Origin of the sequence: Enterobacter sp. CP102, from assembly GCF_025152625.1 — a bacterium.
Lineage (GTDB): Bacteria > Pseudomonadota > Gammaproteobacteria > Enterobacterales > Enterobacteriaceae > Enterobacter > Enterobacter soli.
In genome coordinates this window covers 4,208,989-4,220,687 of sequence record NZ_CP104014.1, presented here as the reverse complement: position 1 = coordinate 4,220,687, position 11,699 = coordinate 4,208,989, and the positions used below count along the sequence as shown (strand labels likewise).

Sequence of the window (11,699 nt, the reverse complement as noted above, 5' to 3'; positions counted from 1 at the left end):
TAGGCCGGGTAAGGCGAAGCCGCCACCCGGCAATGTCACATCAAAAGTCCGCTTTTAACACCACGCGATAACGGGCTTTGCCGTCACGAACGTGCTGGATAGCTTCATTGATTTTCGACATCGGATACAGCTCAGTGGTTGGGGCCACTTTGGTGCGTCCGGCAAACTTCATCAGCTTGCGCAACTCGAAAGGTGTACCGGTAGCCGAGCCAGACACGCTGCGATCCCCGCCGATCAGCGTAAACGCCGGAACCGGCAGTGGCTTCATTACGGCACCGACGGTGTGGAAGTTACCGCCGTAGGCCAGGGCTTCAAAGTACGGCTGCCAGTCAAGATCGACGTTAACGGTGTTGATGATCAAATCAAACTGACCCGCGAGCGCATTCAGTGCCTCTGGATCGCGGCTGTTCACCACTTTATCGGCACCCATCGCCAGCACTTCTTTCTCTTTCGCCGGGTTAGAGCTAAATGCCGTGACTTCGCAGCCCATTGCGTGCAGCAGTTTGATCGCGATATGACCCAGACCGCCAATACCAATCACGCCGACGCGGCTGGTGGCGGTGATATGGTGCATCAGCAGTGGTTTGAACACCGTGATACCGCCACACAGCAGCGGGCCTGCGGATTCGATATCAATGCTGTCCGGCAGCGGAATAACCCATTGCCAGTCGGCACGCAGTTTATCGGCGAAACCGCCTTTGTTCAGGATGGTCGGCGTAGAGCCTTCCAGGCAGTTGATCTGATTGCCGCTGATACAGGCATCACAGTGACCACAGCTGCGTGCCGTCCAGCCGATCCCCACGCGCTGGCCGATCTTCAGGCCTTTATCCTGCGCAGCGGTTCCGAGGGCGACGACGCGTCCGATCACTTCGTGTCCGGCAACCAGCGGATAGCTGGAGAAGCCCCATTCGTTGTCGATCATGGAGAGATCTGAATGGCAGATCCCGCAGTAATCAACCTGCACTTCGACGTCTTCAGCTTTTAAATCGCCCGCATCGTACTCGTACAGTTCAAGCTCTGCACCCGCCTGCGGTGCGGCGTAGCTTTTTATCTTCGACATCGTGTTTCCCCCGTTATGGTGTGAACTGAGAGTGTAGAGCATTCAGTTTACAGTCGCTTAACAGAAGACGGCAGGAACGAAATTTACAGATTTTTCAGCATTCTGACTTCGCAATCAACATGGCCGGTACAGCCAAGCGGCGCATCAATATGCTCAAAACCCAGATGTTCATACAGGCCGATAGCTTCTTTGAGGAAGGCGGTTGTTTCGAGGTAGCAGCGTTTAAAACCCAGAGCACGCGCGTGTTCAAAGGCCAGCAGCGCCAGTTTCTTCGCCAGACCTTGCCCGCGGACCGCAGGCAGAAAATACATTTTCTGGAGTTCACAGATATCTGGTTCACTGCAACTGAGTGGCGCAACACCGCCGCCGCCCACGACCTTGCCGTCCTGCTCGATAACCCAGTAGGCATGGCCCGGCTGGCTGTATAGCTGGAACAGCTCATCCAGGTTAGGGTCGGCAACCGTATAGCCTTTATCGGCGGTGAGGCCATATTCGGCAGAAACCGTGCGGATGACGGCGGCGATGGCCGGGTTGTCCTGCTCAGTGATCCGACGCATGTTGGTTGCGACGGGGGTAATCACGCTCATAGCATTACTCATGACAAAAATTGACACACATCTGCTGTTAATAGCACCGCATAAAGGGGAGTGCAAGCGAGGATATTTCAGGAAGGAAACCCCTTACGCCCTGAAGCGTAAGGGGTAAAAGCATTACAGGGCTGCGATAACAGCCTGCTGCTCAATCAGCTTGGTCTTCGCATCAGCGAAGGCAACCAGACGTTCACGCTCTTTGGCAATGACCGCTTCCGGCGCGCGGGCCACAAAGCCTTCGTTCGCCAGTTTGCTTTCGATTTTGCCAATTTCCACGTCGACTTTCGCCACTTCTTTCGCCAGACGAGCCAGCTCAGCGTCTTTGTCGATCAGGCCCGCCATTGGGATCAGCAGCTCGGCGCCGTCGATGATTTTGGTCACGGATACCGGACCTTTGTCATCAGCAGGCAGCACGGTGATGCTCTCCAGACGCGCCATGGTTTGCAGGAAAGTGTTGTTCTCGGTGACACGACGAACAGCAGCTTCGCTGCAACCGCGCAGCAGCAGCTCAAGCGGTTTACCTGGCGCGATGTTCATTTCTGCACGGATGTTACGCACAGCAACGATCGCCTGTTTCAGCCATTCGGTATCCGCGGACGCCGCCTCATCAGCCTTCGCTGCATCGAATTCCGGGAACGGCTGCAACATGATAGTGTCTGCGTCGATACCTGCAATAACCTTCACACGCTGCCAGATGGTTTCGGTGATGAATGGAATGACCGGATGCGCAAGACGCAGCAGACCTTCCAGCACGGTGATCAGCGTATTACGCGTACCGCGCAGTTCCGCCTCAGTACCGCCATTCATGACCGGCTTCGCCAGCTCCAGATACCAGTCACAGAACTGGTTCCATGTGAATTCGTACAGGATGCCCGCGGCGATATCGAAGCGGTAGCTGTCCAGCGCGTCGCGGAACGCTTTCACCGTCTGGTTGAATTCCGCCAGGATCCAGCGGTCCGCCAGAGATAGCGTCATCTCGCCGCCGTTGAAACCGCAATCCTGATCTTCGGTGTTCATCAGCACGAAGCGGCTGGCGTTCCACAGCTTGTTACAGAAGTTGCGGTAACCTTCCAGACGCTTCATGTCCCAGTTAATGTCGCGGCCGGTAGAGGCCAGCGCCGCCAGGGTGAAGCGCAGGGCGTCGGTACCGTGAGACTCGATCCCGTTCGGGAACTGCTTCTCGGTGCGCTTGCGGATTTTCTCAGCCAGCTGCGGCTGCATCATGTTGCCGGTACGTTTTTCCAGCAGGTCTTCCAGAGAGATACCGTCAACCATATCCAGAGGGTCAATAACGTTGCCCTTGGACTTGGACATTTTCTGCCCTTCATCGTCACGGATCAGACCGGTCATGTAGACGGTATGGAACGGAACCTGCGGCTTGCCATCTTCATCTTTGATGAAGTGCATGGTCATCATGATCATGCGGGCAATCCAGAAGAAGATGATGTCGAAGCCGGAAACCATCACGCTGGTTGGGTGGAACTGACGCAGCGCATCGGTGTTTTCTGGCCAGCCGAGCGTGGAGAAGGTCCACAGCGCGGAGGAGAACCAGGTATCCAGCACGTCTTCGTCCTGACGCAGGGCAACGTCGGCACTCAGGTTGTTTTCCTGACGCACTTCGTCTTCAGTACGGCCAACGTAAACGTTGCCTTCGTTGTCATACCATGCCGGGATACGGTGGCCCCACCACAGCTGACGGGAGATACACCAGTCCTGAATATCGCGCATCCAGGAGAAGTACATGTTTTCGTACTGCTTCGGCACGAACTGAATGCTGCCGTTCTCAACCGCTTCAACAGCCGGTTTTGCCAGCACGTCGGCACGCACGTACCACTGGTCGGTCAGCATCGGTTCGATAACCACGCCGCCACGGTCGCCGTACGGCACGGTCAGATCGTGCGGTTTGATCTCTTCCAGCAGGCCCAGTGCGTCAACAGCAGCAACGATGGCTTTACGTGCAGCAAAACGTTCCAGCTTCTGGAACTCAGCCGGGATGTCGCTTGAGTAAACGTCAGACTCTTCGCCTTTGGTGTCATACACTTCTGCGCTTTCACGGATATCACCGTCGAAGGTCAGAATGTTGATCATTGGCAGGGCGTGACGACGACCGACTTCATAGTCGTTAAAGTCGTGCGCCGGGGTGATTTTCACACAGCCGGTACCTTTTTCCATGTCGGCGTGTTCGTCGCCCACAATCGGAATACGGCGGTTAACCAGCGGCAGTACCACGAATTTGCCGATCAGATCTTTATAGCGCGGATCTTCCGGGTTAACGGCCACGCCGGTATCGCCCAGCAGGGTTTCCGGACGGGTGGTTGCAACAACCAGGTAATCTTTACCGTCTGCGGTTTTTGCGCCGTCAGCCAGCGGATAGCGGATATGCCACATGGAGCCTTTAGACTCGCGGTTTTCCACTTCCAGGTCAGAGATCGCGGTGCGCAGTTTCGGGTCCCAGTTTACCAGGCGCTTGCCACGATAAATCAGGTCTTCTTTGTACAGACGGACAAACACTTCTTTCACGGCGTTGGAAAGACCTTCGTCCATGGTGAAGCGCTCGCGCTCCCAGTCCACGGAGTTGCCGAGACGGCGCATCTGGCGGGTAATGGTGCCGCCGGATTCCGCTTTCCACTGCCAGATTTTGTCGATGAAGGCATCGCGACCGTAGTCATGGCGGGTTTTACCTTCTTCAGCGGCAATTTTACGTTCAACCACCATCTGGGTCGCGATACCCGCGTGGTCAGTCCCCGCCTGCCACAGGGTGTTTTTACCCTGCATACGCTGGTAGCGGATCATGGTGTCCATGATGGTCTGCTGGAAAGCATGACCCATATGCAAACTGCCGGTGACGTTCGGCGGCGGGATCATGATGCAGAAGGACTCTTTGCTTTCATCGCCGTTAGGCTTGAAATAGCCCTGCTGTTCCCAGTGCTCGTAAAGCGGCTGTTCGATATCGCGTGGGTTATATGTCTTTTCCATTATTTCCAGGTTGCCGTATTCAGGTTAAAACCAGCCAGGCGGTACGCTTTGTAGCGCTCGCGGGCAAGTTGTTTCAAAGTTTCTTCGTAGGGGACAAAGTCTACCACTTCTGTGAAAGCGGTGGCAAAATCTGCAAAATCGATGCGCAAGCTAATCAGCACATCACGCGCGCTACTGTTGCGCTTCTGCGGCCAGGCAATTTCGACCGGTGCACCACCGCGAGGCCCTTCGCCAGACAAATTATGCGGAACAAAACTCTCCGGCGGGCGCGCCCATAGCGCTTCATCAAGGCGGATCGCCTGCTGCTCATCTTCACAGGCAATCAGAACGCGTTTGCCTGCGCGCCAACGTTCTGCGGCAATTTCACACACCAGCTGTTCAACGGCGCTCAGGCCATCCTGATGGGTGTCGTTGTCCAGAAGGTAGAACGTTGCATTCTTCATATATGGGGCTTCTTGTCGTGGATTTAAATGCAAAGCCGGGTGGCGCTACGCTTACCCGGCCTACGGTTGAGTGACGCTACAGGCCGGGTAAGGCGAAACCGCCACCCGGCGTTTTACATCACTCTTCGCCGTTAAAACCCGCACGATTGAGCAGGAACTGCGACAGCAACGCGACCGGACGACCGGTTGCGCCTTTGGCTTTACCGGAGCGCCATGCGGTGCCCGCGATGTCGAGGTGTGCCCAGTTGTACTTGCGGGTAAAGCGCGACAGGAAGCAGCCAGCGGTGATAGCACCACCAGGACGGCCGCCGATGTTCGCCATATCCGCAAAGTTGGACTCCAGCTGTTCCTGATACTCGTCGCCCAGCGGCAGACGCCATGCGCGGTCACCGGCTTGTTCGGACGCGCCGATAAGCTCATGGGCCAGCGGGTTGTGGTTCGACATCAGGCCGGTAATGTGGTGACCCAGAGCAATCACGCAGGCGCCGGTCAGCGTCGCAACGTCGATAACCGCTTCTGGCTCGAAGCGCTCAACGTAGGTCAGCACATCGCACAGCACCAGACGGCCTTCGGCATCGGTGTTCAGCACTTCAACGGTCTGGCCAGACATGGTGGTCAGCACATCACCCGGACGATACGCGCGACCGCCAGGCATGTTTTCACAACCAGCCAGCACGCCAATGACGTTAATTGGCAGCTGAAGCTCAGCGACCATTCGCATCACGCCGTACACCGCTGCCGCGCCGCACATGTCGTACTTCATCTCGTCCATGCCTTCGGCAGGTTTGATGGAGATACCGCCGGAGTCGAAGGTCAGGCCTTTACCGACCAGCACAATCGGACGTGCTTCTTCAGACGGGTTGCCCTTGTACTCGATGACTGACATCAGCGATTCGTTCTGAGAACCGTTGCCGACCGCGAGGTAAGAGTGCATCCCCAGCTCTTTCATCTGCTGTTCGCCAATCACGCGGGTGATGACGTTCTTGCTGTACGAGTCCGCCAGCTGGCGTGCCTGGGAAGCCAGATATGCCGCGTTACAGATGTTCGGTGGCATGTTGCCAAGATCTTTTGCGGCTTTAATTCCGGCGGCAATCGCCAGACCGTGCTGGATGGCGCGCTCGCCGCTGGTCAGTTCGCGACGAGTAGGGACGTTAAAGACCATTTTACGCAGCGGACGACGTGGCTCGCTCTTGTTGGTCTTAAGCTGATCAAAGCTGTACAGGCTCTCTTTTGCCGTCTCAACGGCCTGACGCACTTTCCAGTAGGTGTTACGCCCTTTTACATGCAGTTCGGTCAGAAAGCAGACCGCTTCCATTGAGCCGGTGTCATTCAGCGTGTTAATGGTTTTCTGAATAACCTGCTTGTACTGGCGTTCATCCAGTTCGCGCTCTTTGCCACAACCAATCAGCAAAATGCGCTCGGACAGTACGTTCGGAACATGGTGCAGTAACAGCGTCTGCCCAGGTTTGCCTTCCAGTTCGCCACGGCGCAGCAGGGCGCTGATATAGCCGTCACTGATTTTATCGAGTTGTTCGGCGATCGGGGAGAGTCGGCGTGGTTCAAAGACGCCCACAACGATGCAGGCACTCCGCTGTTTCTCCGGGCTACCGCTTTTTACACTGAACTCCATGCACTACGCTCCTGAATCTTAAAGACAACGGCGGCTGCTACGGATAGAATTGAAACCTTTCGTAACTCATGTCCGCTGTTGTGGTGACTTCGTGTTAATCTTACGTTATTACGGTTTCGACACGTCAGAAAATATCCTGAAGCGTGAATCCGCCGGGTTTTTTAATCTTAGCGATGATTTCGACGACTCAAGAGAATAAATGACGTTTAAGCCATGAAACAAGCGATTTTCCAGCAAAAAGACGGGTTTTTACGGGCGTATTTAAAGTGATAATCATAAGATATCTGGTGCGGGAAACGCTCAAAAGCCAACTGGCGATCCTGTTCATCCTGCTGCTGATCTTCTTCTGTCAGAAGCTGGTGAAGATCCTCGGTGCGGCCGTTGACGGCGAAATCCCAACAAATCTGGTGCTTTCCCTGCTTGGGCTGGGGATCCCGGAGATGGCGCAGCTCATTCTGCCGCTGAGTCTTTTCCTCGGTTTGCTCATGACGCTGGGCAGACTCTATACCGAAAGTGAAATCACGGTCATGCATGCCTGCGGCTTGAGTAAAGCCGTGCTGGTGAAGGCCGCCATGATACTGGCGCTGTTTACCGGGATTGTTGCTGCGGTGAATGTCATGTGGGCGGGCCCGATGTCCTCTCGCCATCAGGATGAAGTGCTGGCCGAAGCCAAAGCCAACCCGGGTATGGCGGCGTTAGCGCAAGGGCAGTTCCAGCAGGCCACCGACGGTAACTCTGTGCTGTTCATCGAAAGCGTTGATGGCAGCAAATTCAATGACGTATTCCTCGCGCAGCTGCGAACGAAGGGCAATGCTCGCCCGTCAGTTGTGGTTGCCGATTCAGGCCAGCTGGCGCAGCGTAAAGATGGTTCCCAGATTGTTACGCTGAATAAAGGTACCCGTTTTGAAGGCACCGCGATGCTTCGCGATTTCCGTATTACGGACTTCGAGAACTATCAGGCCATTATTGGTCACCAGGCGGTTGCGCTTGATCCAGGCGATACCGAACAGATGGATATGCGCACGCTCTGGAACACCGATACCGACAGGGCGCGCGCAGAGTTCCACTGGCGTATTACTCTCGTATTCACCGTGTTTATGATGGCGCTGATTGTCGTTCCGCTGAGCGTGGTTAACCCGCGTCAGGGCCGCGTGCTCTCAATGCTGCCGGCGATGCTGCTGTATCTGGTCTACTTCCTGCTGCAAACCTCGATTCGTTCGAATGGTGCGAAGGGTAAACTTGATCCAATGATCTGGACGTGGGTGGTCAACAGTTTGTATATCCTGCTGGCGCTGGGATTAAACCTGTGGGATACGGTGCCGGTGCGCCGCATTCGTGCCCGATTCTCGCGTAAAGGAGCGTTGTAATGCAGGCGTTTGGCGTTCTCGACCGCTACATCGGTAAAACCATTTTCTCCACCATCATGATGACCTTGTTCATGCTGGTGTCGCTCTCCGGCATTATCAAATTTGTCGACCAGCTGAAAAAAGCCGGGCAGGGCAGCTACGACGCGTTGGGCGCGGGAATGTATACCCTTCTCAGCGTACCAAAAGATGTCCAGATCTTCTTCCCGATGGCCGCTCTGTTAGGCGCACTGCTTGGCCTGGGGATGCTGGCTCAGCGCAGCGAGCTGGTGGTGATGCAGGCTTCCGGGTTTACCCGTTTGCAGGTTGCCCTCTCGGTGATGAAAACCGCTATTCCGCTGGTGCTGCTGACTATGGCGATCGGCGAGTGGGTTGCCCCGCAGGGTGAGCAGATGGCGCGTAACTATCGTGCGCAGGCCATGTACGGTGGCTCATTGCTCTCGACCCAGCAAGGGCTGTGGGCAAAAGATGGCAATAACTTTGTCTACATTGAACGCGTGAAAGGCGATGATGAACTGGGTGGCGTGAGTATTTACGCTTTCAACGACCAGCGTCGTTTGCAGTCTGTACGTCATGCGTCCTCTGCGAAGTTTGATCCCGAGCATAAGCAATGGCGCTTATCACAGGTTGATGAATCAGACCTCAAAGACCCGAAACAGATCACCGGCTCTCAGACGGTTTCTGGTACGTGGAAGACCAACCTTACCCCGGACAAACTGGGTGTGGTGGCGTTAGATCCTGATGCGCTGTCCATTAGCGGTCTGCATAACTACGTGAAATACCTGAAATCGAGCGGCCAGGACGCCGGGCGTTATCAGCTCAATATGTGGAGCAAGATTTTCCAGCCGATGTCCGTTGCGGTCATGATGCTGATGGCGCTGTCGTTTATCTTCGGGCCGTTGCGTAGCGTGCCGATGGGGGTTCGCGTCGTAACCGGTATCAGCTGCGGGTTCGTGTTCTACGTTCTCGACCAGATCTTTGGCCCGCTGACCCTGGTTTATGGCATCCCGCCGATTATCGGTGCGCTGTTGCCAAGCGCCAGTTTCCTGCTGATCAGCCTCTGGCTGCTTCTGAAACGTTCCTGATAATTGCTTCTCCTCGCTCCCGGCCCGTCGGGAGCGAGGCTAATCTCCTGTTTCACCCCGCACTTTTTCTCACAACCTCCACCGCCCCGCCCTGAATTTGAGTATTATTGAGCGATAAAGTCGTGAAGGGATCCTCTATGAAGCAAATTCGAATGCTGGCCCAGTACTATGTCGACCTGATGATGAAGCTCGGCCTGGTACGTTTCTCCATGCTGCTGGCTCTGGCGCTGGTTGTTCTGGCGATTGTTGTGCAGATGGCTGTCACCATGGTCTTGCATGGTCAGGTCGAAAGTATCGACGTGATCCGCTCTATCTTCTTCGGATTGCTGATTACGCCCTGGGCGGTCTATTTCCTCTCCGTGGTGGTAGAGCAGCTTGAGGAGTCCCGACAGCGTTTATCAAAACTGGTTGAGAAGCTGGAAGAGATGCGCGAGCGCGATCTCAAACTTAACGTCCAGCTCAAGGACAATATTGCCCAGCTCAACCAGGAGATTTCAGATCGTGAGAAAGCCGAAGCCGAACGTCAGGCCACGCTTGAGCAGCTGAAAATAGAAATGAAAGAGCGTGAGGTGACGCAAATTCAGCTCGAACAGCAATCCTCTTTCCTGCGCTCCTTCCTTGATGCCTCGCCGGATCTGGTTTTCTACCGTAACGAAGATAAAGAGTTTTCCGGCTGTAACCGGGCGATGGAGTTGCTCACCGGGAAAAGCGAGAAACAGCTCGTTAACCTTAAGCCGCAGGATGTCTATTCTGAAGAGGCGGCGGCGAAGGTAATGGAAACGGATGAGAAGGTCTTCCGCCATAATGTTTCTCTCACCTATGAGCAGTGGCTGGACTACCCGGATGGGCGGAAAGCCTGCTTTGAAATCCGTAAGGTGCCGTACTACGACCGCGTGGGGAAACGCCACGGCCTGATGGGCTTTGGCCGTGATATCACCGAGCGTAAGCGATATCAGGATGCCCTGGAGCGCGCCAGCCGCGACAAAACCACGTTTATCTCCACCATCAGCCATGAACTGCGCACGCCGCTGAACGGGATTGTCGGCCTGAGCCGCATCCTGCTGGATACGGAATTAACGGGCGAGCAGGAAAAATACCTGAAAACGATCCATGTCTCAGCGGTGACGCTGGGTAATATCTTCAACGATATTATCGACATGGATAAGATGGAGCGTCGTAAAGTTCAGCTTGATAACCAGCCGGTGGATTTCACCAGCTTCCTGGCCGACCTGGAAAACCTGTCCGGGTTGCAGGCTCAGCAAAAGGGACTGAGCTTTGTGATGGAGCCAACGTTGCCGCTGCCGCATAAAGTGACCACCGACGGCACGCGCCTGCGCCAGATCCTGTGGAACCTGATCAGCAACGCGGTGAAATTTACCCAGAAGGGTCGGGTGGCTGTGCGTATCCGCTATGACGAAGGGGATATGCTGCACTTCGAAGTTGAGGATTCCGGTATCGGCATCCCGCAGGAAGAGCAGGATAAAATCTTCGCGATGTATTACCAGGTGAAAGACAGTCACGGCGGTAAACCGGCAACGGGCACCGGGATTGGCCTGGCCGTCTCCAAGCGTCTGGCCAGAAGCATGGGCGGGGATATTACCGTCGCCAGCCAGCCGGGCAAAGGCTCTGTCTTTACGCTGACGGTTCATGCCCCAGCGGTCGCAGAAGAGGTTGAAGACACCTTCGATAACGACGAAATGCCGCTGCCTGCACTGCATGTCCTGCTGGTGGAAGACATTGAGCTGAACGTGATTGTGGCGCGCTCGGTACTGGAAAAATTGGGTAACAGCGTGGATGTGGCGATGACCGGCCAGGCGGCGCTGGATATGTTCACGCCAGGCGAGTACGACCTGGTGCTGCTGGATATTCAGCTTCCGGACATGACCGGGCTGGATATCTCCCGTGAGCTGACGCGTAAATACGCCGCCGATGAGCTGCCGCCGCTGGTGGCATTGACGGCGAACGTGCTGAAGGACAAAAAAGAGTATCTCGATGCCGGTATGGACGATGTGCTCAGCAAGCCGCTGGCGGTTCCTGCATTAACCGCCATGATTAAGAAGTTCTGGGATACCTGTGATGAAGAGGAGAGCACCATGACGTCTGTTGATAGCGCGAAGACACAAGCGATTCTGGATACTGCCATGCTTGAGCAATACATCGATTTGGTTGGTCCGAAACTGATCACCGACGGTCTGGCCGTGTTTGAAAAAATGATGCCGGGATATTTAAGTGTGCTGGAATCGAACCTGACCGCGCGCGATCAAAAAGGGATCGTTGAAGAGGGCCATAAAATTAAGGGTGCTGCCGGTTCGGTTGGTTTGCGTCATCTGCAACAGCTCGGTCAACAGATTCAATCCCCGGATTTACCTGCATGGGAAGATAACGTGGGTGAATGGGTTGAAGAGATGAAACAAGAGTGGCAGAACGATGTGGCGGTGCTGAAAGCCTGGGTGGACGCCAGAAAAAAATGACCCCGGCTTAACCGGGGTGCGCGAATACTGCGCCAACACCAGGGAAATCTTGGCTGCGCCTGATTTTTTGTGTTGTTTTC

Annotated in this window: 8 protein-coding genes; 3 read left to right on the top strand and 5 right to left on the bottom strand. The window is 55.3% G+C overall.

Going from position 1 to position 11,699, the window contains the following annotated elements; all coding sequences use genetic code 11:
* Positions 1 to 40 precede the first annotated feature (40 nt).
* The 5 genes from N1249_RS19910 to pepA all read right to left on the bottom strand — a co-directional run bounded on the left by N1249_RS19910 (position 41) and on the right by pepA (position 6,699).
* Positions 41 to 1,060, bottom strand: a complete 1,020-nt coding sequence (locus N1249_RS19910) for an NAD(P)-dependent alcohol dehydrogenase (protein WP_259832448.1) — start codon at positions 1,058 to 1,060, stop codon at positions 41 to 43.
* 83 nt (positions 1,061 to 1,143) lie between these two features.
* Positions 1,144 to 1,647, bottom strand: coding sequence for a GNAT family N-acetyltransferase (locus N1249_RS19905; protein WP_259832445.1), 504 nt, complete (start codon positions 1,645 to 1,647; stop codon positions 1,144 to 1,146).
* 123 nt (positions 1,648 to 1,770) lie between these two features.
* Complete coding sequence (locus N1249_RS19900; RefSeq protein ID WP_259832443.1) at positions 1,771 to 4,626, bottom strand: valine--tRNA ligase; 2,856 nt, start codon at positions 4,624 to 4,626, stop codon at positions 1,771 to 1,773.
* On the bottom strand, positions 4,626 to 5,069 hold the full coding sequence (holC, locus tag N1249_RS19895; RefSeq protein WP_217188227.1) for a DNA polymerase III subunit chi: 444 nt from the start codon (positions 5,067 to 5,069) through the stop codon (positions 4,626 to 4,628). The genes N1249_RS19900 and holC overlap by 1 nt, the downstream gene beginning before the upstream one ends.
* Positions 5,070 to 5,187: 118 nt before the next feature.
* Positions 5,188 to 6,699, bottom strand: coding sequence for a leucyl aminopeptidase (gene pepA, locus N1249_RS19890; RefSeq protein ID WP_014071962.1), 1,512 nt, complete (start codon positions 6,697 to 6,699; stop codon positions 5,188 to 5,190).
* A 266-nt stretch (positions 6,700 to 6,965) separates the two neighbouring features.
* Here pepA and lptF point away from each other — a divergent pair, with 266 nt between their 5' ends.
* From lptF to arcB, 3 genes are all read left to right on the top strand, one after another.
* Positions 6,966 to 8,066, top strand: coding sequence for an LPS export ABC transporter permease LptF (gene lptF / locus N1249_RS19885; protein WP_259832420.1), 1,101 nt, complete (start codon positions 6,966 to 6,968; stop codon positions 8,064 to 8,066).
* Entirely contained in the window at positions 8,066 to 9,148 is a 1,083-nt protein-coding gene (gene lptG, locus N1249_RS19880) for an LPS export ABC transporter permease LptG (RefSeq protein WP_014071960.1), read from the top strand. The genes lptF and lptG overlap by 1 nt, the downstream gene beginning before the upstream one ends.
* Before the next feature lie 137 nt (positions 9,149 to 9,285).
* Complete coding sequence (arcB, locus tag N1249_RS19875) at positions 9,286 to 11,619, top strand: aerobic respiration two-component sensor histidine kinase ArcB (RefSeq protein WP_259832416.1); 2,334 nt, start codon at positions 9,286 to 9,288, stop codon at positions 11,617 to 11,619.
* The last annotated feature ends 80 nt before the right edge of the window (positions 11,620 to 11,699 follow it).

What these genes read in the sequence shown, in the direction of transcription:
- N1249_RS19910 (WP_259832448.1), bottom strand. Translation starts at nt 1,060, where the DNA reads ATGTCGAAGATAAAAAGCTACGCCGCACCGCAGGCGGGTGCAGAGCTT.
- N1249_RS19905 (WP_259832445.1), bottom strand. Translation starts at nt 1,647, where the DNA reads ATGAGCGTGATTACCCCCGTCGCAACCAACATGCGTCGGATCACTGAG.
- N1249_RS19900 (WP_259832443.1), bottom strand. Translation starts at nt 4,626, where the DNA reads ATGGAAAAGACATATAACCCACGCGATATCGAACAGCCGCTTTACGAG.
- holC (WP_217188227.1), bottom strand. Translation starts at nt 5,069, where the DNA reads ATGAAGAATGCAACGTTCTACCTTCTGGACAACGACACCCATCAGGAT.
- pepA (WP_014071962.1), bottom strand. Translation starts at nt 6,699, where the DNA reads ATGGAGTTCAGTGTAAAAAGCGGTAGCCCGGAGAAACAGCGGAGTGCC.
- lptG (WP_014071960.1), top strand. Translation starts at nt 8,066, where the DNA reads ATGCAGGCGTTTGGCGTTCTCGACCGCTACATCGGTAAAACCATTTTC.
- arcB (WP_259832416.1), top strand. Translation starts at nt 9,286, where the DNA reads ATGAAGCAAATTCGAATGCTGGCCCAGTACTATGTCGACCTGATGATG.